We start from the raw sequence: 25,613 nt of genomic DNA on the forward strand, positions 1-25,613 counted from the left end.
GCCGTCGCGGGCGGCCCCCACGCCGAGGAGCCTCATGGAAGTTGACTACGTCGTCGTCGGTGCCGGGTCGGCGGGGGCCGCGCTCGCGGCCCGCCTGTCGGAGGACACCGCGGCGCAGGTCGTGCTGCTGGAGGCGGGCGGGCCGGACGCCAGACAGGAGATCCGCGTCCCGGCCGCGTTCCCCAAGCTGTTCAAGACGCCGTACGACTGGGACTTCACGACCGCGCCGCAGGCCGCGCTGGACGGCCGCGAACTGTACTGGCCGCGCGGCCGGATACTCGGCGGCTCGTCGTCGATGAACGCGATGATGTGGGTGCGCGGCCACCGCGAGGACTACGACGGCTGGGGCGTGCCCGGCTGGTCCTACGACGACGTGCTGCCGTACTTCCGGCGGCTGGAGGGCCGCGTCGGCGGCAACGCAGGGGCCGTCTACGGGACGGGCGGGCCGCAGACCGTCTCCGAGCAGCGCGACCCGAACGAGACGACCCGCGCGTTCCTCGCCGCCTGCGCCGCGCGCGGGATACGGCGGCTGCCGGAGCTGAACGGCCCGTCCAACGAGGGCTGCGCGCTGACGCCCGTCACGCAGCGGCGCGGCCGCCGCTGGAGCACCGCCGACGCCTATCTGCGGCCCGCGCGGCGGCGGCCGAACCTGCGCGTGGTGACGGGCGCGCACGTGTCCCGCGTCGTGATCGAGGACGGGCGCGCGACGGGCGTGGAGTACGGCGGCCGGATCGTCCGGGCGCGCCGCGAGGTCGTGCTGGCGGCGGGCGCGGTCGGGTCGCCGCACCTGCTGATGCTGTCGGGCGTCGGTGATCCGGACGGGCTGCGCGCGGCGGGCGTCGAGCCGGTCGCCGCGCTGCCCGGCGTCGGCCGGAACCTGCGCGACCACCTGGCGATCATGGTGCTGCGGCACGCGACGCGGCCGGTCACGCTGACCGGCGCGGACACGCTGCCGAACATCGCGCGCTATCTGCTGGCGCGGCGCGGGCCGCTGACGTCCAACGTGGGGGAGGCGGTCGTGTTCGCCAAGAGCGACCCGGCGCTGCCCGCCCCCGACCTCGAACTGATCTTCGCGCCGGTCCCGTTCGTCGCGCACGGCCTCACCCCGCCGACCGAGCACGGCCTGACGGTCGGCGTGGTCCTGCTGCGGCCCGAATCGGCCGGGACGATCGCGCTCGCCCCCGCCGACCCCGCGGGCGCGCCCGTCATCGACCCCGGCTACCTCACCGCCGGCGCCGACCTGCCCCGGCTGCTGCACGGCATCGCGCTGGCCGAGGAGCTGCTGGCGACCGAGCCGCTGGCCCGGCACGCGGGCGCGCCGCTGGCCCCCTACGACGGGACGGCCGATCCCGACCGGCTCGCCGCGTACGTCCGCGCGAACTGCGAGACGCTGTACCACCCGGTCGGGACGTGCCGGATGGGCACGGGCGACGACGCGGTCGTGGACCCCGAGCTGCGCGTGCGCGGCGTCGCGGGGCTGCGGGTGGCGGACGCGTCCGTCCTGCCGGAGATCATCCGGGGCCACACCAACGCGCCCGCGATCATGGTGGGGGAGCGGGCCGCCGACCTCATCCGGGGCTGACGGGGGGCTGACGCCGCGCCCGCGCTGGCGTAAGTTTCCACTTATGGAAGCTCTCCGGCGCGGCACGGCGTCCGCCAACGGCCTCGACTTCGCCCTCCTGGAGACCGGCCCGGCGGACGGCCCGCTCGCCCTCTGCCTGCACGGCTTCCCCGACACGGCCCACACGTGGCGGCACCTGCTCCCCGCGCTCGCGGACGCCGGGTACCGCGCCGTCGCGCCGTTCCAGCGGGGGTACGCGCCGACGTCCGTCCCGGCGGACGGCGCCTACCAGACCGCCGCGCTCGCCACCGACGCCGTCGCGCTGCACGACGCGCTCGGCGGCGGCCCCGACGCCGTCCTCATCGGGCACGACTGGGGCGCCGCCGCCGCGTACGGCGCCGCGGCCCTGGCCCCCGACCGGTTCCGCCGCGCCGTCGCGCTGGCGCTCCCGCCGGTCGGCGCGCTGCTCACCGGGTTCCTGCGCTACGAGCAGCTCAAGCGGTCGTTCTACGTGTTCCTGTTCCAGACGCCGCTCGCCGAGGCCGTCCTCGTCCCGGAGTTCATCGCTGCGCTGTGGCGCGACTGGTCGCCCGGCCACGACGGCGCGGCCGACGCCGCCCGCGCCGCCGAGGCGCTGGCGGCCCCGGCGAACGCGGCGGCGGCGCTCGGCTACTACCGGGCGATGCTCGACCCGGCCCGGCACGTCGACCGGTACAAGGCCGCGCAGGAGACCGTCGAGCGGCCCGGGACGCGCCCGGTGCTCTACCTGCACGGCGCGGACGACGGCTGCCTCGGCGCGGAGACCGCCGAGCCCGCCGCCGTCCTGCCGCACCTGCCCCCCGGCTCCCGCGCCGAGATCGTCGCGGACGCGGGCCACTTCCTGCACCTGGAGCGGCCGGACGAGATCCGCGCCCGCGTCCTGGACTGGCTGGCGTCGTGACCCGGCGGTCCGGGCGGGCGTTCCGCCCGGACCGGCCGCGTCAGCGCAGCTCGCGCTTGAGGATCTTCCCGGTCGCCGTCATCGGCAGCGCGTCCCGGAACTCCACCACGCGCGGGTACTTGTAGTTGGCGAACTGCTCCTTGCCCCAGGCGACCAGCTCGTCCTCGGTGACGGTCGCGCCCGGCTTGCGGATCACGTACGCCTTGATCTCCTCGCCGTGCGACTCGTGCGGGACGCCGACGACGGCCGCGAGGGAGACGTCCGGATGCGTCATCAGGACCTCCTCCAGCTCGCGCGGGTACACGTTGAAGCCGCCCCGGATGATCATGTCCTTCGAGCGGTCGATGATGTAGTAGTAGCCGTCCTCGTCGCGGCGGGCGACGTCGCCGGTGCGGAACCAGCCGTCCTTGATCGCGGCGGCGGTCGCCTCGGGCCGCTTGTAGTAGCCCTTCATGACGTTGTGGCCGCGGATGGCGATCTCGCCCGGCCCCTCGCCCTCGATCGTCTTCCAGTCGTCGTCGATCAGGCGCATCTCCACGCCCCAGATCGGCAGGCCGATCGAGCCGGGGCGCGGCTCGCGGTCCGGCCGGTTGAACGACGCGACCGGCGACGTCTCCGACAGGCCGTAGCCCTCCAGGACGTCCAGCCCGAACTTCTCCTTGATCCCCCTCAGGACCTCCAGCGGCAGCGACGCGCCGCCCGCGGTGACCTGGTTGAGGTTGGTGCGGATCGCCTCGACGTCCTCGGGCGAGGTGTCGTCGGTGAGCAGCGCCCAGTACATCGTCGGGACGCCCGCGAAGACGTTGACCTTCTCCTTCACCATCAGCGCGATGGCCTGCTTGGCGTCGAAGCGCGGCAGCATGATCAGCGTGCCGTGCCGGTAGAACCCGACGTTCATCACGCACGTCTGCCCGAAGATGTGGAACAGCGGCAGCGCCACCAGCAGCGTGTCGTGCAGGGTCCGCGCGAACAGCGTGTCGCTGATCATCGCGTTGGAGAGCAGGCTGCCGTGCGTCAGCTCCGCGCCCTTGGGCTGCCCGGTCGTGCCGCTGGTGTAGAGGACGACGGCGGTGTCGGTCGCCTCCGTCCGGACCGTGTCGAACGTGCCGGGCTGGTCGCGCAGGGCGGCGAAGAGCAGTTCCGCGCCCTCGATCGGGGACTCGGTCGCGGCCGGGTTCGCGGGCAGCAGGAAGAAGTGCTCGCACCCGTCCGCCTGCTCGAAGCCCGCGTGCCCGGACTCGCCGAGGGGCAGCTCGGGCGTGCCCTCGAAGCAGAAGAACGCCTTCGCGTCGGAGTCGCCGAGGTGGTACGCGATCTCGCGCGGCTTGAGCAGGACGTTCAGCGGGACGACGACCATGCCCGCCTTGAGCGCGCCGAAGTACACCATCGGGAAGTACGGCAGGTTCGGCGAGGCGAGCGCGATCTTGTCGCCGGGCCGCAGCCCGCGCGCGACGAGCAGGTTCGCGACCTGGTTGGCGATGGTGTCCAGCACCGAGTACGGGAGCCGCGTGTCGCCGAAGACGACGGCGTCGCGGTCCGGGACCTCGCGGGCCGCGTCTTCCAGCAGGACGGAGAGGTTGAGCATGGCACTCCTCGCACAGGGGTTGTCACCAGGCGTTTATTACTGATGAGTGTACGAACGGTCCTGCTCATCCTGGTACACGCCGCGCGATGCACGCCATATCGGCCCGTTTCTTGACAACCCGGTTGTGACCCTATGGTCGGGCGCGGGCCGTCCACAGGCGCACGGCCCCCTTGCCCCTGCGCTACTCTTGTTGTATGCGGACCCGGACGCTCCTTCTTCCACCGCCGCGCTGACCCTCGCAGGGCAAGCGCGGCCACCCCTCCATGCGAGGGGTTGTTTCATGTCAGGGCCCGGGTGGCCGCACCCCTCAACGACCGGAACCAGTGGAGTGGCGACGTGAGCAGCGACGAGACCTCGCGAGGCGACCAGGGCGGCCCCGCCCCGGCGGGCGACGGGTACGACCCGCGCGCCGTCCAGGACAAGTGGCGGGCGCGCTGGAGCGAGCTCGACCCGTACCGGGCCGGCGCCGCCGGCGACGCCCGGGAACGCCGCTACGCGCTCGACATGTTCCCGTACCCGTCCGGCGACCTGCACATGGGCCACGCCGAGGCGTTCGCCATCGGCGACGTCTCCGCCCGCTACTGGTTCCAGCGCGGCTACGACGTCCTGCACCCCATCGGCTGGGACTCCTTCGGCCTGCCCGCCGAGAACGCCGCGATCAAGCGCGACTCCCACCCCGCCGAGTGGACGTACGCCAACATCGACACGCAGGCCGAGTCGTTCCAGCGCTACGCGCCGTCCTTCGACTGGTCGCGCCGCCTGCACACCTCCGACCCCGAGTACTACCGCTGGACGCAGTGGCTGTTCCTGCGCTTCTACGAGCGCGGCCTGGCCTACCGCAAGGGCGGCCAGGTCAACTGGTGCCCCAACGACCAGACCGTCCTGGCCAACGAGCAGGTCGTCGGCGGGCACTGCGAGCGCTGCGGCGCGCTGGTGGAGAAGCGCGTCCTGACCCAGTGGTATTTCAAGATCACCGACTACGCGGACCGGCTGCTGGACGACATGGACCAGCTCAAGGGCGGCTGGCCCGAGCGCGTCCTGCTGATGCAGCGCAACTGGATCGGCCGCTCCACCGGCGCGGACGTGGACTTCGTCATCGAGGGCCGCGCCGAGCCCGTCACCGTCTACACCACCCGGCCCGACACGCTGTTCGGCGCGACGTTCATGGTCGTCGCCGCCGACGCGCCGCTGGCCGAGGAGATCGTCGCGCCCGAGCGGCGCGCCGAGTTCGAGGCGTACCGCGCCGAGGTGTCGCGGGAGAGCGAGATCGAGCGGCTGTCCGCCGAGCGCGAGAAGACCGGCGTGTTCCTCGGCCGGTACGCCGTCAACCCCGTCAACGGCGAGCGCATCCCGGTCTGGGCGTCGGACTACGTGCTGGCCGAGTACGGGCACGGCGCGATCATGGCGGTGCCCGCGCACGACCAGCGCGACCTGGACTTCGCGCTGAAGTTCGGGCTGCCCGTCCGCACCGTCGTCGAGACCGGCGCGCCCGACCCCGCCGAGACCGGCGTCGCCACGCCCGGCGAGGGCGTCCTGGTCAACTCCGGGCCGGTCGACGGGCTGGCCAAGGCCGACGCCATCCCGCGGATCATCGAGGTGCTGGCCGAGCGCGGCACCGGCAAGGCCGCCGTCAACTTCCGGCTGCGCGACTGGCTGGTGTCCCGGCAGCGGTTCTGGGGCTGCCCGATCCCGATCGTCCACTGCCCGGCGTGCGGCGAGGTGCCCGTCCCCGACGACCAGCTCCCCGTCCGGCTGCCGGACGACCTGCGCGGCGCGGACCTCGCGCCCAAGGGCACGTCGCCGCTGGCCGCCGCCGAGAGCTGGGTCAACGTGGACTGCCCCAAGTGCGGCGGGGCCGCGCGGCGGGACTCCGACACGATGGACACCTTCGTCGACTCGTCCTGGTACTACTTCCGGTACTGCTCGCCGGGCTACACCGAGGGGCCGTTCGACCCCGAGGAGGTCCGCCGCTGGATGCCCGTCGACCGGTACACCGGCGGCGTCGAGCACGCGATCCTGCACCTGCTCTACAGCCGGTTCTTCACCAAGGTCCTGTACGACATGGGCATGGTCGACTTCACCGAGCCGTTCCTGCAGCTCCTGAACCAGGGGCAGGTCATCAACGGCGGCAAGGCGATGTCGAAGTCGCTGGGCAACGGCGTCGACCTCGGCGAGCAGATCGACGAGTACGGCGTGGACGTCGTCCGGCTGGCGATGCTGTTCGCCGGGCCGCCCGAGGACGACATCGACTGGGCGGACGTGTCGCCGCAGGGCATGGCGAAGTTCCTGACGCGCGTCCACCGGATCGCCGGGGACGTCGCGTCCGTGCCCGGCGCCGACCCGGCCTCGGGCGACCGCGCGCTGCGGCGCGTCACGCACCGCACCATCGACGAGGCCACCGGCATGGTCGAGTCGACGCGGTTCAACGTGGCCATCGCGCGCATCATGGAGCTGGTCACCGCGACGCGCCGCGCCATCGACGCCGGGCCCGGCGCGGCCGACCCGGCCGTGCGCGAGGCCGCCGAGACGATCGTGCTGCTGCTGTCGGTGTTCGCGCCCTACACGGCCGAGGAGGCGTGGGAGCGGCTGGGCCGCACCGCGCCCGTCGCCACTGCGGGCTGGCCCGCCGTGGACCCGGCGCTGCTGGTTCAGGACGAGGTGACCTGCGTCGTGCAGGTCGCGGGCAAGGTCCGAGACCGGCTGGAGGTCGCCCCCGACATCGACGCCGCCGAACTGGAGGCGCTGGCGCTGGCCTCGCCGAAGGTGAAGGAGGCCCTCGGCGGCGCGGACGTCGCCAAGGTGATCGTGCGCGCGCCGAAGATCGTGAACATCGTGCCCGGCCGCTGATCGGACGCCGAAGCCCCGCCCCGGTTCGCCGGGGCGGGGCTTCGCCGTTCTCTCGCTTCGTCGCGGCGCGGTCGGTCGTTCCGCGTGGGGTGCGCCGTCGCCGGTTCCGGCGCGGCGGGTGATCATGTGCTCACGGGCGGAATCGGGCGGCGGCGCGGCGCGCGGCGGCGTTCGTTTTGTTACCTGCGAATGATCGCGGTCCGCCGGACGGCGCCGCCGGGATATGCCAGGATTCTCCGCATCACATCTTGCGGAGCACCGCGACCACGCGCCCCAGCACCGAGGCCTCATCGCCCGGGATCGGGTCGTATGCCGGGTTCTGCGGCATCAACCAGATATGGCCGTCCCTGTGTTTGAGCGTCTTCACCGTGGCCTCGCCGTCGATCATCGCGGCGACGATGTCGCCCTGCTCGGCGACCGGCTGCTGCCGGACCACGACCCAGTCGCCGTCCGCGATGGCGGCCTCGATCATCGAGTCGCCGGTGACCTTCAGCAGGAAGTGCGTGCCCTCGCCGACGAGCTGCTTGGGCAGCGTGAACACGTCCTCGACGGCCTCCTCGGCGAGGATCGGGCCGCCCGCCGCGATCCGGCCGACCAGCGGCACGTACGCGGGGGCCGGGCGCTCGGCGTCCGGCGCGGCCGCGTCGTCCTCGGTGCGGACGGGCGTCGTGCCCGGGATGCGGACCTCCACCGCGCGCGGCCGGTTCGGGTCGCGGCGCAGGAAGCCCTTGCGCTGCAGGGAGCGGAGCTGGTGCGACACGCTGGACGTGCTCGTCAGGCCGACGGCCTCGCCGATCTCGCGCATCGAGGGCGGGTAGCCGCGCCGCTGCACCGAGTCCCGGATGACCTCCAGCACCATGCGCTGCCGCTGGGTCAGCACACCGTCGTCGTCGACGTCGGGCAGCTTCCGGGCCTTGCTCATCGCTCGTCGCCTCCCGGCGCTCGGGTCGGTCACTCCTCGTCCAGGGAACGCTACCGCGACCGGGTCCAATGATCAAACAATTGTTCGAAGAAGATGCTCGCCATCCGCCCCCGCCTGCGCTAGAACATCGTACAGACGTTCGATCGAAACTTTATTCGATGGGTCGGACATGATCGGGTCGCAGAGGGATCGAGATGGGCGAAGTGCTCCGGCCGGGCCGGACGGCGGTGTGCGCGGCTGAACCCGCGGCGGATCACGGTGCGCGGCCCGAGGCCGGGCGCGCACCGGACCGGGAACCGGGGCGGGCGGCGACGGCCCCGCGCCGGCGCGGGCAGCTCCGGCTGATCATCGGCGGCGGCGGCGCCGCACCGCCCGCCGGGGGACCGGCGGCCGAGGCGGACGGCACGGCCGCCCGGCCTCCCGCGGAGGACACGCGGCCTGGTGCGCACGAGCGGGCGGACGCTCCGCCCGCCGAGACCCGCGCGGACGAGCCGTCCCGCGCGAACGAACGGCCGGCGGCCGCGCCGGTCGTCGAGCCGCAGGTAGGCGCGGCGGTGCTGCCGGGTGCGCGCGTGCGGGCGCGGGCCGTCGCGCGGCCGGTTCGGGGGACGCGGGCCGAGCCCGGAATCCGGCTGACGCGGCGCGGGCGCATCGTCGTCGGCCTCCTGGCCGCGCTGGTCGCCGGGGGCGCGCTCGCGGCGCTCTGGGCGCTGTGCGCGCCGTCGCCGGGCGCGCGCGGCGGCACCGCGCCCGTCCCGGACCGCCCCGCGACGCGCACGGTCGTCGTCGGGGAGCGGGACACGCTCTGGGACATCGCGGTGCGCACCGACCCGCGCACCGATCCGCGCGTGACCGTCCGCCGGATCAGGAAGCTGAACGGGCTGTCCGGCTCGATCGTCCAGCCGGGGCGCAAGCTCCGCGTCCCCACGGAATAGGGCCCTGCGGCGGCCCGCCGGGGGCGTGGGCCGACCGCCGCCCGAAGGGGAGTAAGTTGCTGCGTCGGCGGCGGCGCGCGTCCGGCGGCGACCCACGGTCACGGTCGCGTTTCCGCTGGTCATCGGCGAGGCGGCGGGGCCGCGCGGCGGCGACACGCCGGGCCGGGACGCGTGAGGCCCGTGTGACCAGGGTCTACGGACGGGACGTCGTCGCGAGGTTGCGAACCCCTCCCCGGGGGCCTACGGTTGACCACAACATCTAGTAGTTACAGCGGTGTCATTAACCAGAAGTTGTGGTTGTGTGACGCGCATGTGACACGACCGGTCAGGGGAAGGGAAAACGCGTTGCACTGCCCGTTCTGCCGCAACCCTGACACCAAGGTCATCGACAGCCGCTCCGCCGACGACGGCGCCGCGATCCGGCGGCGCCGGTCGTGCCCGGAGTGCGGCAAGCGGTTCACGACGCAGGAGAACGTGCTCCTCATGGTGGCCAAGCGCAGCGGGGTCACCGAGCCGTTCTCCCGCGAGAAGATCGTCGCCGGGGTCCGCCGCGCCTGCCAGGGCAGGCCCGTCGGCGAGGACGCGCTGGCCAAGCTCGGGCAGCGGGTCGAGGAGGCGCTCCGGGCGACCGGCGCCGCCGAGATCCCCTCGCACGAGGTGGGCCTGGCGATCCTCGGACCGCTCGGCGAACTGGACGAGGTGGCGTATCTGCGCTTCGCGTCCGTCTACCGGTCCTTCGAGTCGCTCGACGACTTCGCGCGGGAGATCGACGAGCTGCGGCAGCGCGCTCCCGGGGAGCACGCGCCGCCCCGGTAAGGGGCGTTCCAGCAGTACGGCAGCAATCACGAAAGAACCCGGGGGCGGGGGATGATCCGCCCCGCGGGTCGAGTTGTCCTGGACAGGGCCCGGCGGGAGGGCCCGGAGGGGGAAGCGATGACGGAGACGGTGAGCGGCTCGGCGGCCCGGCGCGGCAAGGGGGGCCGCAAGGGGCTGAAGGTCGAGCGCATCTTCACCACGCCCGGCGTTCACCCGTACGACGAGATCCGCTGGGAGCGGCGCGACGTCGTCATGACCAACTGGCGGGACGGCTCGGTCAACTTCGAGCAGCGGGGCGTCGAGTTCCCCGACTTCTGGTCGCTGAACGCCGTCAACATCGTCACCTCGAAGTACTTCCGGGGCGCCGTCGGCACCCCGGTGCGCGAGTGGAGCCTCAAGCAGCTCATCGACCGCGTCGTCCGCAAGTACGTCGACACGGGCGTCGCGGAGAACTACTTCGCCTCGCCCGCCGACGCCGAAATCTTCGAGCACGAGCTGACCTACGCGCTCGCCCACCAGATGTTCAGCTTCAACTCCCCCGTCTGGTTCAACGTCGGCACCAGGTCCCCCCAGCAGGTCTCGGCGTGCCAGCCCTACGACGCGCTGGTCAGCACGCCCGCCGGTCTGGTGCCGATCGGGAAGCTGGTCGAGGAGGACGCGGTCGGCGCGAAGGTGTACGACGCGCACGGCCTGACGAGGGTCGTCGCCACCAAGTCCAACGGCGTGAAGAACGTCCTCCGGCTGCACACCAAGGCGGGTTACACGCTCGACGTGACCGCCGACCACCTCGTCTGGAAGAGCACGGGCCAGGGCACCGGCGCGTTCGTCGAGGCCGGCACGCTGCTCGCCGGCGACCAGCTCGAGTGGCACCGGCGCGACGCCTACGGCGAGGCCGAGATCACCTCGCGCGGGATGGCCGAGGCCGCCCTGGCGGGCTGGCTGCAGTCGGACGGGTTCGTCGGGCGGTACGAGCAGGGCACGAACCGCTCGCTGACCATCGAGGCGATGACGGTCACCGACGCGGAGCTGGAGTGGGTCCGGCGCCAGCTCGACATCGTCTTCCCCGGCGTCCACCGGCACGAGCGGGCCGTCGAGACGAAGGACGACGCCCTGGACTGCCGCCGGACGCGGCTCTACGGCGAGGTCCTGGCCGACTACGTCGACGCCTGGGGGCTGCGTGCGCGCGGCGTCGACATGGCGGTGCCGAAGCGGCTGTTCACCGCGCCGCTGCCGGTCGTCGCCGCGTACCTGCGCAGCGTCTTCCAGGCGGAGGGCTTCGTCTCGGCGCGCGAGGCGTCGACGGTCGTCGAGGTCGACATGATCTCCGAGGAGCTGATCCGCGGGATGCAGCGGCTCCTGCTGCGCTTCGGCATCTTCTCGCGGGTCGGCACGAAGCGCCCGAACCGTCCGGACCAGAAGCTGATCTGGACGCTGCGCATCCAGAACGCCGGGGACCGGCGGATCTTCGCCGACGAGATCGGCTTCATCGACCCGGTGAAGGCCGCCAAGCTGCACGCGGGCTTCGAGAAGGCGGGTCGCGGCGCGCACCCGACCAAGCGCCTGGAGATCGCCTCGATCGAGGACCTCGGTCCGATGGAGGTCTACGACATCCAGACCGAGAGCGGGGAGTACCTGTCGGGCAACCTGCGCGTCCACAACTGCTTCATCCTGTCGGTGGACGACACGATGGAGTCGATCCTCGACTGGTACAAGGAAGAGGGGATCATCTTCAAGGGCGGGTCGGGCGCGGGGCTGAACCTGTCGCGCATCCGCTCGTCCAAGGAGCTGCTGTCGTCGGGCGGGACGGCGAGCGGGCCGGTGTCGTTCATGCGCGGCGCGGACGCGTCGGCGGGGACGATCAAGTCGGGCGGCGCGACGCGGCGCGCGGCGAAGATGGTCGTGCTGGACGTGGACCACCCCGACGTCGCCGAGTTCATCGAGACCAAGGCGCGCGAGGAGGACAAGATCCGCGCGCTGCGCGACGCCGGGTTCGACATGGACCTCGGCGGCCGGGACATCGCGAGCGTCCAGTACCAGAACGCCAACAACTCGGTGCGGGTGTCCGACGAGTTCATGCGGGCGGTCGAGGGCGACGGGGACTTCGGGCTGCGGTCCAGGCTCACCGGCGAGGTCATCGAGAAGGTGCAGGCCAAGGAGCTGTTCCGGCTCATGGCCAAGGCCGCGTGGGAGTGCGCGGACCCGGGCATCCAGTACGACGACACGATCAACGACTGGCACACGAACCCGGAAACCGGACGGATCACCGCAAGTAACCCTTGTTCGGAATATATGTCCCTGGACAACTCGTCGTGCAATCTGGCGAGCATCAACCTGCTGAAGTTCCTCGGCGAGGGCGACGTCTTCGACGTGGAGCGGTTCGTCAAGATCACCGAGCTGATCATCACGGCGATGGACATCTCCATCACGTTCGCCGACTTCCCGACCGAGAAGATCGGGCGGACGACCCGCGACTACCGGCAGCTCGGCATCGGGTACGCCAACCTCGGCGCGCTGCTGATGGCGACGGGGCACGCCTACGACTCCGACGGCGGCCGGTCGCTGGCGGCGACGATCACGTCGCTGATGACGGGCGTCGCGTACCGGCGGTCGGCGGAGCTGGCGGGGATCGTCGGCCCGTACGAGGGGTACGCGCGCAACGCCGAGGCGCACAAGCGCGTCATGCGCAAGCACGCCGCCGCCAACGACGACCTGCGCACGCTCGACGCGATCGACAAGGCCATCCACACCGCCGCGACGCGGCAGTGGACCGAGTGCCTCAAGGTCGGGGAGAAGAACGGCTACCGCAACGCGCAGGCGTCGCTGCTCGCCCCGACCGGGACGATCGGCCTGATGATGGACTGCGACACCACCGGCATCGAGCCGGACCTCGCGCTGATGAAGTTCAAGAAGCTCGTCGGCGGCGGGTCCATGCAGATCGTCAACCACACGGTGCCGCGCGCGCTCGCCAAGCTGGGCTACCAGCAGGAGCGGATCGAGGCGATCGTCGAGTACATCGCCGAGAACGGGCACGTCGTGGACGCGCCGGGGCTGCGGCCCGAGCACTACGAGGTGTTCGACTGCGCGATGGGCGAGCGGGCGATCAGCCCGATGGGGCACGTGCGGATGATGGCGGCGGTGCAGCCGTTCCTGTCCGGGGCGATCTCCAAGACCGTCAACATGCCGGAGCAGGCGACCATCGAGGACATCGAGAAGGTGTACTTCGAGGGTTGGAAGCTCGGGCTGAAGGCGCTCGCGATCTACCGCGACAACTGCAAGGTGGGCCAGCCGCTGTCGGCGGCGGGCAAGAAGGAGGCGGCGGCGCCGGTCGAGGCCGTCGCGGCGGCGCCCGCCGAGGTGCGGCCCGTCCGCAAGCGGCTGCCCAAGCAGCGTCCGGCGACGGTCACCCGGTTCTCGGTGGCGGGCGCCGAGGGGTACATGACGGCGTCGTCCTACCCCGACGACGGGCTCGGCGAGGTGTTCCTCAAGCTCGGCAAGCAGGGCTCGACGCTCGCGGGCGTCATGGACGCGTTCTCGATGGCGATCTCCATCAGCCTCCAGTACGGGGTGCCGCTGGAGACGTGGGTGGAGAAGTTCACCAACATGCGCTTCGAGCCCGCGGGCATGACGGACGACCCGGACATCCGGATGGCGACGTCGGTGATGGACTACATCTTCCGGCGTCTCGCGCTGGACAACATGCCGTTCGAGCAGCGCGCCGAGCTGGGGATCTTCACCGCCGCGGAGCGGGCGATGCAGGCCAACGGGGAGGACCCGGCGACGCTGCACGCCGACGCGGAGGTCGAGCACGACCTGCTGGCGCAGTCGGCGGAGATCACCCGTCCGGCGCCCGAGGCCGCCGCACCCGCCGCCCCGGCTGCCCCGGCGGCGCGCTCCTCGATGGAGATCATCGAGAGCACGCAGGGGCGGACGGCCGACGCGCCGCTGTGCATGACCTGCGGGACGAAGATGCGCCCGGCGGGGAGCTGCTACGTCTGCGAGGGCTGCGGCTCGACCAGCGGCTGCAGCTGACAGCACGACGCTGAACGAAGGGGACCGGCCGTGGGCCGGTCCCCTTTTCGTTCGTCCGCCGAGCGGGTTGACCTCGACCAAGGTTGAGGATGAAGACTCGTTCTTGTCGATACGAGAGGGGTGGGATTGATGCGTGCTGTTCGGGTGACGCGGTTCGGGGGGCCTGAGGTGCTGGTCGCGGGGGACGTTCCCGTGCCGGAGCCGGGGGCGGGGCAGGTGCTCGTCCGCGTCGAGGTCGCGGAGATCAATTTTGTGGAGACGCAGATTCGGCGGGGGTTCACGCCCGGGCCACCGCTGCCGGAGCCGCCGTACGTGCCGGGCGGCGGGGTTGCGGGGACCGTCGTCGGGGCCGACGCGGACGAGGGTTGGTCGGGGCGGCGGGTCGTGGTGCGGACGGCGGACGGGTTCGGTGGGAACGCCGAGTTCGCCGTCGCCGACCAGGCGCAGTTGGTCGCCGTCCCGGACGCGGTGCCGCTGACGGACGCCGCCGCGCTGCTCAACGACGGCTCGACCGCGCTCGGCCTGGTGGACAACGCGAAGATCCGGCCCGGCGAGCACGTCCTGGTCGAGGCGGCGGCGGGCGGCCTCGGCAGCCTGCTCGTGCAGCTCGCGCGGGCGGCGGGCGCGCACGTCGTCGGCGCGGCGAGCAGCGAGGAGAAGCTGGAGCTGGCGCGGAAGCTGGGCGCGGAGACGGTCGTGGACTACTCGCGCGACGGCTGGACCGAGCGCGTCCGGGAGGCCACCGGCGGCGGGCCGGACCTGGTGTTCGACGGCGTCGGCGGCGCGCTCGGCCGCGCGGCGTTCGAGGCGACGGCGCGCGGCGGGCGGTTCTCCGTCCACGGGGCGTCCAGCGGCGGCGTCACCGAGATCAGGCCGGATGAGGCGGCCGAGCGCGGTGTGACGGTGCTCGGCATCGAGCAGCTTTTCCCGCTGTCCGATCCGGAGGGCGCGCGGGAGCGCGTCGAGCGGGCGCTGGCCGAGGCCGCCGCCGGACGGCTCCGGCCCGTCGTCGGCCGGACGTTCCCGCTGGCCGACGCCGCAGCGGCGCACGCCACGATGGAGGCCCGCGCCGTGCCGGGGAAAACGCTGCTGCTCGTCTGACGGCTTCAGGGGTTCCAGAGCGACGCGGCGGTCCCGGCCTGGACGTGGGACTCGTAGGTGGCGACCTTGTGCTGGATGATCTCCAGGCAGGCGTCCAGTTCCGCGATCCTGGCGCGGACGGCGGACTCGTGCTCGCGGAGCAGCGCCAGCCGCTCGGGTTCGTTGCCCGGCCCGGCGCGGACGAGGTCCACGAACGCGCGCAGCGTCGCCAGCGGCATCCCCGACGCGCGGAACCGGTTGCACAGCAGCAGCCACTCGACGTCCGCGCGCGTGTAGACGCGGCGGCCGCCCGCCGTGCGCGCGATCTCGCGCGGGAACAGGCCCTCCCGCTCGAAGAAGCGCAGCGCGTGGACGCCGAGTCCGGTCGCGGCCACGACGTCCCCGATCGACAGTTCGCCGGATTCGTCCATGAGCGAGAGCGTAGCTTGACCTAGAGTCGGCTCTAGTTCCTACGGTCGTCTCCATGATCGGACAGCGAAGGATCGGAACGGGCTTCGACGCCCGCAGCACGGCGGACGACGTCCTGGCGGGCGTCGACCTCACCGGCCGGACGGCCCTGGTGACGGGCGGGTACTCGGGCCTCGGCCTGGCGGCGACGCGCGCGCTGGCGAAGGCGGGGGCGGCGGTGCTCGTCCCGGCGCGTCGCCCCGGGCGCGCGGCGGAGGCGCTGCGCGGCGTCCCCCGGGCGGAGGTCGCGGCGCTGGACCTGGCGGATCAGGCGAGCGTCCGGAGTTTCGCCGAGGACGTGGTCGCGCGGGGCCGGACGCTGGACATCGTCATCGCGGGCGCCGGGATCATGGCGTGCCCCGAAACGCGCGTCGGCCGCGGCTGGGAGGCGCACTTCGCGACCAACCACCTCGGGCACTTCGCGCTGGTCAACCGGCTGCGGCCGGTGCTCGCGGCGGACGCGCGGATCGTGTCGGTGGCGTCGTCGGGGCACTTCCTGTCGGACGTCCGCTGGGACGACCTCCACTTCCGCGACGGGTACGACCGGTGGCTCGCCTACGCGCAGTCCAAGACGGCCAACGCGTTGTTCGCCGTGCAACTCGCCGCGTTCGGCGCGGCGGCGTTCGCGGTCCACCCCGGCAGCATCCTGACGCCGCTGCAACGGCACGTCCCCGAGACCGAATGGGCCGGGCTCGGCTGGGTCGGGGCGGACGGCGGCGCGGCACCCGGCTTCAAGACGCCCGAACAGGGCGCGGCGACCGGTGTCTGGGCGGCGACGAGCCCGCGCCTCGCGGACCTGCCCGGCGTGTACTGCCAGGACTGCGACGTCGCCGAACCCGCGCCGGGCGACGACATGCTCGTCGGCGGCGTCAAGCCGTGGGCGGTCGACCCGGCGTCGGCGGCGCGGCTGTGGACGCTGTCCGCTGAGCTGACCGGCGTGGACGCGTTCGGGCAGCGCGGGAACCCTGGGCGGCGCCCGTCCGTCTCGTGGGGAGGGGCGGAGCGTCCGTCCACGGTTGCGAGGAGCGTTATGTCGTTGCAGAAGGGGGCGAACACCCCGGTGCCCGCCGCGTCCGTCCGGGTCGAGCTGGGCTGGCGGGACGGGCCGGGCACGCCGGACGCGGACGCGTCCGCGCTGCTCGTCGGCGGCGACGGGCGCGTCCGGTCCGACGACGACTTCGTCTTCTACAACCAGCCCGCGCACGCGTCGGGCGCGGTGCGGCACGAGGGCAAGCAGCGCGGGCCGGTCGTCACGGACGTGCTGGCCGCCGACCTGGAGCGCGTCGAGCCCGCCGTGGAGAAGATCGTCATCGCGGCGTCGGCGGACGGCGGCACGTTCGCGCGGTTCGACGGGCTGTACGTGCGGGTCGTGGACGCGGCGAGCGGCACGGAGATCGCCCGGTTCGACAGCAGCGGCGCGACGAGCGAGACGGCGTTCGTCCTCGGGGAGCTGTACCGGCGGCAGGGCGCGTGGAAGTTCCGGGCGGTCGGGCAGGGGTACGACTCGGGGCTGGCCGGGCTGGCGACGGACTTCGGGATCAGCGTGGACGACGCGCCGCCGCCCGCGCCGCCGCAGCCGCCCGCGCCGCCGGTCCCGCCGCCGCCCGCGCCCGCCGCGCCCGAGCAGCAGTACGCGCCGCCGCCTCCGCCGCCCGGTGGGCAGTACGTTCCGCCGCCTCCGCCCCCGGGTGGGCCGTACGTCCCGCCTCCGCCGCCCGGCGGGCAGTACGCGCCCCCGCCTCCGCCGGGGCAGTACACGCCGCCGCCTCCGCCGGGGCAGTACACGCCGCCGCCTCCGCCGGGGCAGTACGCGCCGCCGCCTCCGCCGCCGGGCGGGCCGTACGTTCCGCCGCCCCCGCCGGGCGGGCAGTACGCGCCGCCGCCCGCCGCGCAGCCGCCCGTGCAGCCATCCGTGCAGCCGCCCGCGCAGCCCGGCGGGAAGATCTCGCTGACCAAGAGCGCGCCGTCCGTCTCGCTCACCAAGCACGGCGCGACGTCGGGCAACATGCGCGTCAACCTCAACTGGACGGCCCGCGAGGGCGCGGCGCGCGGCCGCCTCGGCAAGCGGCGGCGCGGCCTGGACCTCGACCTGGACCTGTGCGCCCTGTGGGAGCTGACCGACGGGCGGCGCGGCATCGTCCACGCGGTCGGCGACATGGGCGCGCTCGACCGCCCGCCCTACCTGCAGCTCGACAAGGACGACCGCACCGGCACCGTCGAGACCGGCGAGAACCTGACGATCAACCTGGACTTCACGGCGAAGTTCAAGCGCATCCTGGTGTTCGCCGAGATCTACGACGGCGCGGACGACTTCCGGGGCCTCGACGCGACCGCCACGCTGTACCCGGTCGGCTCCCCGCCGATCGACATGCGCATGGACGACTGCGCGGACGCGTCCCGCGACGCCGTCCTCGCGCTGATCGAGAACGTGAACGGCGAACTGGTCGTCCGCCGGGAGGGCCGCTTCATCCTGCCCCCGCCGGGCCGCCCGCGCTGGGGCAAGATGGCCGTCGACGAGGCGTACAACTGGAACCTGGAGTGGGTGGCCTCCCGAGGCAAGGACTGATTGCCCCGGGGCCTGCCCCCGCACCGCCGAAGACGGCGCGCCTTACGACGGCCGCACGGCCGCTCGCCTGGCGGCTCGCGGCCGTGCGGGTACGGGCCGGCCGTACCTGCGCGGGGTTGTCTGCCGGGCGCGGGTCAGCGCGGACGCGTGGTTGCTCGCCTGACGGCTCGTGGTCGTGCGGGTGCGGGTCGGCCGTGCCTGCGTGGGGTTGTCTGCGGGGTGCGGGTTAGTGCGGCCGTGTGGTTGCTCGCCTGGCGGCTCGTGGTCGTGCGGGTGTGGGTCGGTCGTCTCTCCACGTTGGGGCTGTCTGCCGGGCGCGTTTTCGCATGCGCGCCCGGCTGTGCCTGAATCGGGCTGTCTGTTGGGTGCGGGTGGGTGGTCAGGTTTCTCGGGTGATGCTGTCCGCCAGGCGTTTGTTGCGGGCTACGCGGACGAGGCCCGCGGTGAGGCGGGCGATGTCCTTGGCGGGGACCTCCTTGGCGAGGCGGTTCGGGTCGTGGGGGAGGCCGAGGCGGTCCGCGCCCTTGAGGGCGAGCGGGTCGACGTAGGGGCGCAGCCACGGCCAGACGGCCTGGGCCTCGCGGCAGAAGATCGCCGCGCCGGTCGGGCCGATGCCGGGGAAGCCCTCCAGCAGTTCGGCGGCGCGGTCGGGGTCGCGGTCGGCCTTGGCGGGGAGACGGCGCAGGTCGCCGCCGTACTCGTCCCGCACGATCTCGGCCATGCGGCCGAGCCGGGTGGCGGTGCCCTCGTCGTAGCGGCGGTAGTGGCCGCGGCCGAGCGCGTCCACCCGCTGCTGCCAGGTCAGCGTCAGCATGCCGGCGGACGTCCCGCCCCCGGCGGCGAACAGTTCGCGGGCGGCGGCGACGGCGATGTCGGCGGAGATGCGGGCGCTGAGCAGGTTCGTCAGCACGAGCAGCTTCCACAGGGCGGCGGGCTGGTCCTTGACGGCGACGCCCGCGTCCTCGGCGTACGTGCGCCGCCCCGCCCGGTCCATCAGCTTCTTCGTCGTGGCGTCCATGCGGCCCGCCCTACCCGCGCGCCGCCGGTTGACGCGCCTACAGCAGGCTGAGCTGGCCCTCGCCCGCGTTGGGGTCGCGGTGCTTCTTCAGGTGCCGCCAGCGCGGAAGATCGTCCAGGTAGGACCAGCTCAGCCGGTGGTGCGGCGTCGGCCCGTGCTCGGCGAGCGCGGCCTGGTGGACGGGCGAGGGATAGCCCGCCGAGTCCGCGAACCCGTAGCCGGGGTGCTCGGCGGCGAGCCCGGCCATGAGCCGGTCCCGGTGGACCTTGGCGAGGACGGACGCGGCGGCGACCGTCACCGACCGCTGGTCGGCCTTGACCTCGCAGCGGACCCGCCACGGCGAGCCGAGGAAGTCGTGGCTCCCGTCGAGCAGGACGACGTCGGGCGGTTCGGGCAGCTCCGCGAGCGCCCGCCGCGCGGCGAGCCGCAGCGCGGCGGTCATCCCGAGGTCGTCGATCTCGGCGGGGGAGGCCGCGCCGATCGCGTGCCCGGCGAGCCATCCGGGCAGGACGCCCGCGAACGCGTCCCGGTGCGCCTCGGTGAGCAGTTTGGAGTCGGTGAGGCGGACGCGTTTCCCGCCCCGTCCCGGCAGGTCCGGCGGGTCGGACAGATCGGTCACGGCGGCGCAGACCACGACGGGCCCGGCCCACGCGCCGCGCCCGACCTCGTCGATCCCGGCGATCCGCACGGGGCCGAGGGCGGCGCGCAGGTCGCGCTCGATCGCGTATCCGGCGGCGGCGCGCGCCCGCCGGGGCGCGGCGGCCAGGCCGGGCAGAGTCTCAGGGCTGTCCTTCATCGCGGCCCGAGCCTACGGCGTCACAGCCACCCGTTGTGCCGGGCCGTGCCGACCGCCTCGATCCGGTTCCGCGCGCCCGTCTTCCCGATCGCGGACGACAGGTAGTTGCGGACGGTGCTCTCCGACAGGTGCAGCGCGGCGGCGACGTCCGCGACGGTCGCGCCGTCGGCGGCGGCAGCCAGCACCTCCCGCTCCCGCGCGGTCAGCGGGTTCGGCCCGACCGACAGGGCGGCGGCGGCCAGCGCCGGGTCGATGACGCGCTCGCCCGCGAGGACGCGGCGGATCGCGGCGACCAGGTCCTCGATCGGGCCGTCCTTGACGAGGAACCCGCCCGCGCCCGCGTCCATCGCGCGGCGCAGGTAGCCGGGCCGCCCGAACGTGGTGACGATCAGCACCCGGCAGCCGGGCAGCCGGTCGCGCAGGTCGGCGGCGAGGTCGAGGCCGCTGCGGCCGGGCAGCTCGATGTCCAGGACGGCGATGTCCGGCCGTGCGGCCAGGGCCTCGTCCAGCACGCGGGCCCCGTCCCCGACCTGCGCGACGACCTCGATGTCGTCCTCCAGCCCGAGCAGCAGGGCCAGTGCGCCGCGCATCATGCCCTGGTCCTCGGCGAGCAGCACTCTGATCACGCCGGGAATTCTTCCGTGCCGACGGTGACGGTGAGCAGGAAGCCCCCGTCCGGGCGGGGCCCGGCGGCGACCTCGCCGCCCGCCTCTCCGACGCGCTCGCGCAGGCCCCGCAGCCCGTGGCCGCCGCGCGGAGCGCCGCCGCGCCCGTCGTCCGCGACCTCCAGGACGGCCGAGCCGCCGCCGTTGCGGAGCGTCAGCGTGCAGGTCCGCGCGCCGCTGTGCCGGATGACGTTGGTGACGCCCTCCCGCACGGCCCAGCCGAGCAGCGCGTCGGCGGCGTCCGGCAGCGGCGGCCCGGTCCGGCGGACGACCGGTTCCACCCCGGCGTCGGCGAGCGCCGCGCGCGCCGCCTCGAACTCGGCGGCGAGCCCCCGCCCCCGGTACCCGGCGACGGCCTGCCGGACCTCGCCCAGCGCCTCCCGCCCGACGGTCTCGATGTCGGCGGCCTGCTGCGCGGCGACCGCCGGGTCGCGCCCGGCGACGAGCCGGACGGCCTGCGCCTTCACCACCATCAGCGACAGCGTGTGCCCGAGCAGGTCGTGCAGGTCCCGGGAGAACCGCAGCCGCTCCCGTTCGACGGCGGCCTCGGCCAGTTCCTCGCGGGCGTCGCGCAGCATCCCGATGAGCAGGAACAGCCGGATGACGATCGCCGTGACGAGCGCGGCCGTGCCCGTCACCCACAGCGCGCTGATCGCCGCGTCCCAGGCGAGGCCGCCGAGCCGCGCGGCGGCCGTCACCGGGACCGTCGCGCCGCCGATGACCAGCAGCATCGCCCACTCGATGCCGCCGCCGGGCCGGGGGAGGTGCCCGGCGACCGCGCCCGCCGCGACGCCGAGGACGCCGACCGCCGCGAGCCACGGGCGGCCGAGCCAGCCGAGCGCGGCGGCGGTCGCGGCGGTCTGCGCGGCGAGCAGCGCGAGCGGCAGCCGCATCGGGTACCGGGCGTCGAACACCGTGCGCAGCGTCGCCGCGTACAGGACGGCGACGGCCGCGATCAGGGCCAGCCCGGCCCACCGGTGGCCTCCGCTCCCGGACAGGGCGTCGGACAGCGGCCAGCCGAGCGCGGCGATCCAGATCATCAGCCCGCGGTCGTCCGGCCCGCCGTCGGCGTGGACGAGGTCGATCGGCGGGCGGCGGCGGGTCATGCGCCGCATCTGGCCATCGCTGTCCGTTCCATACCGCGAACGTACCGATTCGCTCATCCGCGCCGGACCGCGCGGCGGCACGCATAGGTCGCGAACACGGTGAACAGGGCCGCCCAGCCGGCCAGGACCGCGACGGTCGAGGCCGCGGGCGCGCCGCCGTCCGCGACGGCCCACGCCAGGTCGCCGTACCGGTTGACGGGCGTGGCGCGCGCGACGTCGGCGAGCCAGCCGGGGAACTTCGCGATCGGGAACCACAGCCCGCCCAGCATGGAAAGCCCCAGGTAGAACGCCATCCCGGCGAGCTGCGCGAGGCGCGGCGGCAGCGTGTACCCGAGGCCGGTGGACAGGACGGCCAGCGGCGTGACGCCGAGCCACAGCAGCAGGACGACCGCGACCCAGCGCGCGGGGCTGAGGCCGACGCCGTCCACCAGGCCGCCCGCCAGGCAGACGGCCGCGATCGGCGGCGCGGACGCGACGACCGCGCAGACCGTCCGGCCGACGACGACCTCCACCGGCCGGATCGGCAGCAGCCGCAGTTGCGCGATCCAGCCGAGCGGCTTGTCCTCCGCGATGGCGACGCCGCCGTTCATCACCGCCCCGACCGCCCCGAACCCGGCCATTCCGACCATCGCGTAGACGGCGGCGTCGCGGCCGTCGCCCCCCGCGATGTCGAGATTGGTGAACACCAGGTACATCATCAGCGGCGACACCAGGCACATCGCGAGATAGCCGCCGTCGCGGAGCAGGCGCGTCACTTCGAGGCGGGTGTAGGCGAGGATCATCGGGCGCCTCCGTCGGCGGTCAGGGTCAGGAACGCCTCCTCCAGGCTCGCGCCGCGCACTTCCAGGCCGCGCAGGAGTCCGGCGTCGGCGAGGGCGCGGACGGTGGCGTCGGAGTCGGTCGTGTGCAGTTCGGCGCGGCCGCCGCGGACCTCGCCGCCGACGACGCCGGGCAGCGCGTCGAGCGCGGCGGGCGGTGTGTCGCCGAGGTCGAGGGAGACGGTCCGGGCGGGGACGCGCGCCTTGATCGCGGTGCTCGTCCCGTCCGCGACGACCCGGCCCCGGTCGACGACGACGATCCGGTCGGCGAACTCGTCGGCCTCGGCCAGGTAGTGCGTGGAGAACAGCACGGTCGCGCCCCGGGCCGCGCAGCCGCGCACGGCCGCCCACAGGTCGCGGCGCGCCTCGGCGTCGAGGCCGGCGGACGGCTCGTCCAGCACGAGCAGGTCCGGGTTCCCGGCGACGGCCAGCGCGAACCGGACGCGCTGCGCCTGCCCGCCCGACAGCCGGTCGGCGCGCCGACCCGCGACGCCGGTGAGGCGGGCGGTCTCCAGCAGCTCGTCCAGCGGCGGGACGTCGCGTCCGGCGCGGGCGTACGCGCCGCGCGCGAACGCCACCAGCTCGCGCACCGAGACGCCGCCGATGAGCCGCCCGTCCTGCGGCATCGCGCCGACGCGGCCCGCGCGCACCGCCCGCTCGGGCGGGCCGCCGAACAGCGCCGCGCGGCCCGAGTCGGGCTCGGTCAGGCCGAGCAGCATCGCGATCGTGGTGGATTTTCCCGCGCCGTTCGGGCCGAGCAGCGCGACGACGCCGCCCGCCGCGACGGCCAGGTCGATCCCGGCGACGGCGCGGACGGGCCCGTAGCTCTTGGCGACGCCGTCGAGGACGACGGGTTCCGTGGTGTTCGTGGTCACGGCGACGACGCTACGGAGCGCGGCCGTCCGGCGGCAGGGCCGCGCATCCACCGTCCGGCGGGACAAATGTCCTGCGCGCGATTCGACGCGCGCCAACGAACCGACGCCGAAGAGTCCCGTTCCGGCGGGTCCTGCGATTTACTCGGTGGGATGGCACGGTTCGGCGGTTTCCGCTCCCGCCCGGCGACGGTGGTCGCGACGACGGCGCGGGATCTGTTCGAGCGCCTGCGGTCCCGCTACTTCCAGGTGCCGCCGGGGCTGCGGCTGCTCGGCGGCGGGGTGCTGCTCGCCGCCGCCGCGTCCGTCGCGTTCGTGTGCGACGGACCGGTCCCGCTCGTCGCGGCCGTCGCGGTCGCGCTGCTGGCGGGGACGCACCTGCTGCTGCGGTCCCCGGCGGGCACGGCCGTCGCGCTCGTCATCGCGTGCTGGCTGGCCGCGTGCGTGCCGCTGGCCCGGCTGTACCCGGACGGCGGGCCGGAGCGGTGGCTGCTGTGGCTGCTCGCGCCGCCCGTCGCGGCGGCGGCGCTGCGGCTCGGCGGGTACGCGCCGTGGCGGACGGCGCTCGTCGCGCTCGGCGCGGCGGGGCTGGTCACGGCGGCGGTCGCCCCGGCGCTGCCGCGCGCGGGCGTCGTCCCGGCGTTCGCGGCGGCGGTCGCGGTGCTCGCGCTGCGCTGGAACCGGGCGCGGCGGACCGTCGCCGCCGAGGCGTACGAGACGGGGTGGGTGCAGGAGCAGGCGGAGCCCGTCGCGGCGCCGCCGGAGCCCGAGGAGCCCGCCGCCGTGCCCGCGCCGGGCGTGCCCGCGTCGCTCCAGGCCGCGTACGAGCAGCGCGTCGCCGCCGCGCCGAGCGAGGAGGAACCCGACGTCTCGGTCGCGGACGCCCTCGCCGAACTTGAGGCGATGATCGGCCTCGAACCGGTGAAACGCCAGGTCCGCGCCATCGCCGCGTCGCTGGAGGCCGCGCACCTGCGGGCGGCGGCCGGGGTGCCGACCGAGAAGCCGATGCGGCACTTCGTGTTCGTCGGGCCGTCCGGGACGGGCAAGACGACCGTCGCCCGCGTCCTGGCCAAGATCTTCTACGCGTTCGGGCTGCTGCCGACGCCCGCCGTGGTCGAGGCGGGCCGCGCCGACCTCGTCGGGGACCACCTCGGCGCGACCGCGCTCAAGACCAACGCGCTCATCGACGCGGCGATCGGCGGCGTGCTGTTCGTGGACGAGGCGTACGGGCTGGTCAACGCCGCCGAGGGCCGCCCGGACCGGTTCGGCGACGAGGCCGTCCAGACGCTGCTGAAGCGCGCCGAGGACGACCGGGACCGGCTCGTCGTCATCCTCGCGGGCTACGAGCCGCAGATGGACGCGTTCCTGGACTCCAACCCCGGCCTCGCGTCCCGGTTCGGCACGCGCGTCCACTTCCCGACGTACCTGCCGGAGGAGATGCTGCGGATCGCCGAGTACCACGCGGCGCTGCGCGGCGACCGGCTCGCCGCCGACGCCCGCGAGCGCCTCGCGGAGCGGTTCGAGGACGTCCGGCGGCGCGGCATCGCCGACGAGCTGGGCAACGGCCGGTTCGTCCGCTCGCTGGTCGAGGGCGCGGCGCGCGCCCGCGACGTCCGTGTCGTCGCGGGCGGGCGGCCCAGCGCCGACGACCTCGTCACCGTCCGGGGCGCGGACGTCGAGGACGCGTTCGCCGAGCTGACCGAGCGCTACCGCGGCTTCGCCGAGACCCCCACGCCCGACGAGGCGCTGCGCGAACTGGACGCGATGATCGGCCTCGAACCGGTGAAACGCCAGGTCAGGGAGATCGCCGCGCAGGCCCGCGTCGCCCGGCTGCGGCAGAGCCAGGGCCTGGTGACGCGCCCGCCGACGCGGCACTTCGTGTTCACCGGGCCGCCCGGCACCGGGAAGACGACCGTGGCGCGGCTGCTCGGCCGCGTGTTCGCCGCGCTCGGGCTGCTCGCGCGGCCGTCCGTCGTGGAGGCGCAGCGCGCGGACCTGGTGGGGGACCACCTCGGGTCCACGGCGCTCAAGACGAACCGGCTCGTGGACTCCGCGCTCGGCGGCGTCCTGTTCGTGGACGAGGCGTACTCGCTCGGCAACCCCGGCTACGCGGGCGGGGACGCGTTCGGCGCGGAGGCCGTCCAGACGCTGCTGAAGCGCGCCGAGGACGACCGGGACCGGCTCGTCGTCATCCTCGCGGGCTACGACTCCGACATGGACCGTTTCCTGGCGTCCAATCCGGGGCTGGCGTCGCGGTTCGGGACGCGCGTGGAGTTCCCGTCCTACGGCCCCGACGAGCTGCTGCGGATCGCCCTGCTCATCGCCGAGCAGGGCGGTGACGTCTGGGAGGAGCGCGCCCTGGACGACCTCGCGCTGGTGTTCCAGCGGGTCGTCGGGCAGGGCCGGGTGGACGAGCTGGGCAACGGCCGGTTCGCGCGGTCCCTGTACGAGAAGGCGTGCGCGTGCCGGGCGCTGCGCGCGGCGGAGCTGGGGGAGGCCGCGACGCCCGCCGACCTGACGGTCCTCACCGCGGCCGACGTCCGGGACGCGTTCGCGGAGCTGGGCCGGGGCCGCGTCGCTCCCTGACGT

General features: G+C 74.1%; 18 protein-coding genes. 9 read left to right on the forward strand and 9 right to left on the reverse strand.

All coding sequences use genetic code 11. From position 1 onward, the window contains the following. Positions 1-34 precede the first annotated feature (34 nt). Together G339_RS0110620 and G339_RS0110625 are read left to right on the forward strand one after the other, a co-directional pair. Complete coding sequence (locus G339_RS0110620; RefSeq protein WP_019631059.1) at positions 35-1,582, forward strand: GMC family oxidoreductase; 1,548 nt, start codon at positions 35-37, stop codon at positions 1,580-1,582. 43 nt (positions 1,583-1,625) lie between these two features. Then, positions 1,626-2,501: an alpha/beta fold hydrolase gene (locus G339_RS0110625; protein ID WP_019631060.1), complete on the forward strand. Its 876-nt coding sequence runs from the start codon at positions 1,626-1,628 to the stop codon at positions 2,499-2,501. Positions 2,502-2,541: 40 nt separating this feature from the next. On the opposite strand, the gene G339_RS0110630 is transcribed toward G339_RS0110625, so the two are convergent. Further along, positions 2,542-4,086, reverse strand: coding sequence for a long-chain-fatty-acid--CoA ligase (locus G339_RS0110630; protein WP_019631061.1), 1,545 nt, complete (start codon positions 4,084-4,086; stop codon positions 2,542-2,544). Positions 4,087-4,422: 336 nt separating this feature from the next. On the opposite strand from G339_RS0110630, the gene leuS reads away from it, so the two are divergent. Next, positions 4,423-6,933, forward strand: a complete 2,511-nt coding sequence (gene leuS, locus G339_RS0110635) for a leucine--tRNA ligase (RefSeq protein WP_019631062.1) — start codon at positions 4,423-4,425, stop codon at positions 6,931-6,933. Positions 6,934-7,174: 241 nt separating this feature from the next. Here leuS and lexA read toward each other — a convergent pair whose 3' ends face one another. Beyond that, positions 7,175-7,855 carry a transcriptional repressor LexA gene (gene lexA / locus G339_RS0110640; RefSeq protein WP_019631063.1) on the reverse strand — a complete coding sequence of 227 codons (681 nt, stop codon included), beginning with the start codon at positions 7,853-7,855 and terminating at the stop codon, positions 7,175-7,177. A gap of 194 nt (positions 7,856-8,049) precedes the next feature. Between lexA and G339_RS39785 the strand changes: the two genes are divergently transcribed. The 4 genes from G339_RS39785 to G339_RS0110660 all read left to right on the forward strand — a co-directional run bounded on the left by G339_RS39785 (position 8,050) and on the right by G339_RS0110660 (position 14,736). Next, complete coding sequence (locus G339_RS39785; protein ID WP_019631064.1) at positions 8,050-8,790, forward strand: LysM peptidoglycan-binding domain-containing protein; 741 nt, start codon at positions 8,050-8,052, stop codon at positions 8,788-8,790. Positions 8,791-9,135: 345 nt separating this feature from the next. Further along, complete coding sequence (gene nrdR, locus G339_RS0110650; RefSeq protein ID WP_019631065.1) at positions 9,136-9,606, forward strand: transcriptional regulator NrdR; 471 nt, start codon at positions 9,136-9,138, stop codon at positions 9,604-9,606. A gap of 117 nt (positions 9,607-9,723) precedes the next feature. Next, the gene (locus G339_RS0110655; protein WP_019631066.1) at positions 9,724-13,635 is read left to right on the forward strand and encodes a vitamin B12-dependent ribonucleotide reductase; all 3,912 of its coding nucleotides are present in this window, start codon (positions 9,724-9,726) and stop codon (positions 13,633-13,635) included. Between the two features lie 129 nt (positions 13,636-13,764). Next, complete coding sequence (locus G339_RS0110660; protein ID WP_026341328.1) at positions 13,765-14,736, forward strand: zinc-binding dehydrogenase; 972 nt, start codon at positions 13,765-13,767, stop codon at positions 14,734-14,736. A gap of 5 nt (positions 14,737-14,741) precedes the next feature. Here the strand turns inward: G339_RS0110660 and G339_RS0110665 are convergent, their stop codons facing one another. Then, the gene (locus G339_RS0110665) at positions 14,742-15,146 is read right to left on the reverse strand and encodes a MerR family transcriptional regulator (protein ID WP_019631068.1); all 405 of its coding nucleotides are present in this window, start codon (positions 15,144-15,146) and stop codon (positions 14,742-14,744) included. A gap of 53 nt (positions 15,147-15,199) precedes the next feature. On the opposite strand from G339_RS0110665, the gene G339_RS40990 reads away from it, so the two are divergent. After that, entirely contained in the window at positions 15,200-17,749 is a 2,550-nt protein-coding gene (locus G339_RS40990; RefSeq protein WP_019631069.1) for an oxidoreductase, read from the forward strand. Positions 17,750-18,128: 379 nt separating this feature from the next. Here G339_RS40990 and G339_RS0110675 read toward each other — a convergent pair whose 3' ends face one another. The 6 genes from G339_RS0110675 to G339_RS0110700 are packed head-to-tail and all read right to left on the reverse strand — an operon-like array spanning position 18,129 to position 23,027. Continuing rightward, a complete protein-coding gene (locus G339_RS0110675; RefSeq protein ID WP_019631070.1) occupies positions 18,129-18,767 on the reverse strand; it encodes an HhH-GDP family DNA glycosylase in 639 nt (212 codons plus the stop codon). A 37-nt stretch (positions 18,768-18,804) separates the two neighbouring features. Next, entirely contained in the window at positions 18,805-19,563 is a 759-nt protein-coding gene (locus tag G339_RS0110680; RefSeq protein WP_019631071.1) for a ribonuclease HII, read from the reverse strand. A 20-nt stretch (positions 19,564-19,583) separates the two neighbouring features. Then, positions 19,584-20,189 carry a response regulator transcription factor gene (locus G339_RS0110685; RefSeq protein ID WP_019631072.1) on the reverse strand — a complete coding sequence of 202 codons (606 nt, stop codon included), beginning with the start codon at positions 20,187-20,189 and terminating at the stop codon, positions 19,584-19,586. After that, the gene (locus G339_RS33235) at positions 20,186-21,343 is read right to left on the reverse strand and encodes a sensor histidine kinase (protein WP_019631073.1); all 1,158 of its coding nucleotides are present in this window, start codon (positions 21,341-21,343) and stop codon (positions 20,186-20,188) included. Before G339_RS33235 ends, G339_RS0110685 begins: the two co-directional genes overlap by 4 nt. Before the next feature lie 44 nt (positions 21,344-21,387). Continuing rightward, entirely contained in the window at positions 21,388-22,116 is a 729-nt protein-coding gene (locus tag G339_RS0110695) for an ABC transporter permease (RefSeq protein WP_019631074.1), read from the reverse strand. Beyond that, positions 22,113-23,027, reverse strand: a complete 915-nt coding sequence (locus G339_RS0110700) for an ABC transporter ATP-binding protein (protein WP_051107825.1) — start codon at positions 23,025-23,027, stop codon at positions 22,113-22,115. The genes G339_RS0110695 and G339_RS0110700 overlap by 4 nt, the downstream gene beginning before the upstream one ends. 150 nt (positions 23,028-23,177) lie before the next feature. On the opposite strand from G339_RS0110700, the gene G339_RS0110705 reads away from it, so the two are divergent. Next, a complete protein-coding gene (locus G339_RS0110705; RefSeq protein ID WP_084693198.1) occupies positions 23,178-25,610 on the forward strand; it encodes an AAA family ATPase in 2,433 nt (810 codons plus the stop codon). The last annotated feature ends 3 nt before the right edge of the window (positions 25,611-25,613 follow it).

The sequence above is a fragment of the Actinomadura atramentaria DSM 43919 genome (genome assembly GCF_000381885.1).
Taxonomy (GTDB): Bacteria; Actinomycetota; Actinomycetes; order Streptosporangiales; family Streptosporangiaceae; genus Spirillospora; species Spirillospora atramentaria.

Coding starts and splice junctions, on each gene's coding strand:
- G339_RS0110620 (WP_019631059.1), top strand. CDS start 35: ATGGAAGTTGACTACGTCGTCGTCGGTGCCGGGTCGGCGGGGGCCGCG.
- G339_RS0110625 (WP_019631060.1), top strand. CDS start 1,626: ATGGAAGCTCTCCGGCGCGGCACGGCGTCCGCCAACGGCCTCGACTTC.
- G339_RS0110630 (WP_019631061.1), bottom strand. CDS start 4,086: ATGCTCAACCTCTCCGTCCTGCTGGAAGACGCGGCCCGCGAGGTCCCG.
- lexA (WP_019631063.1), bottom strand. CDS start 7,855: ATGAGCAAGGCCCGGAAGCTGCCCGACGTCGACGACGACGGTGTGCTG.
- G339_RS39785 (WP_019631064.1), top strand. CDS start 8,050: ATGGGCGAAGTGCTCCGGCCGGGCCGGACGGCGGTGTGCGCGGCTGAA.
- G339_RS0110655 (WP_019631066.1), top strand. CDS start 9,724: ATGACGGAGACGGTGAGCGGCTCGGCGGCCCGGCGCGGCAAGGGGGGC.
- G339_RS0110660 (WP_026341328.1), top strand. CDS start 13,765: ATGCGTGCTGTTCGGGTGACGCGGTTCGGGGGGCCTGAGGTGCTGGTC.
- G339_RS0110665 (WP_019631068.1), bottom strand. CDS start 15,146: ATGGACGAATCCGGCGAACTGTCGATCGGGGACGTCGTGGCCGCGACC.
- G339_RS40990 (WP_019631069.1), top strand. CDS start 15,200: ATGATCGGACAGCGAAGGATCGGAACGGGCTTCGACGCCCGCAGCACG.
- G339_RS0110675 (WP_019631070.1), bottom strand. CDS start 18,767: ATGGACGCCACGACGAAGAAGCTGATGGACCGGGCGGGGCGGCGCACG.
- G339_RS0110680 (WP_019631071.1), bottom strand. CDS start 19,563: ATGAAGGACAGCCCTGAGACTCTGCCCGGCCTGGCCGCCGCGCCCCGG.
- G339_RS33235 (WP_019631073.1), bottom strand. CDS start 21,343: ATGCGGCGCATGACCCGCCGCCGCCCGCCGATCGACCTCGTCCACGCC.
- G339_RS0110695 (WP_019631074.1), bottom strand. CDS start 22,116: ATGATCCTCGCCTACACCCGCCTCGAAGTGACGCGCCTGCTCCGCGAC.
- G339_RS0110705 (WP_084693198.1), top strand. CDS start 23,178: ATGGCACGGTTCGGCGGTTTCCGCTCCCGCCCGGCGACGGTGGTCGCG.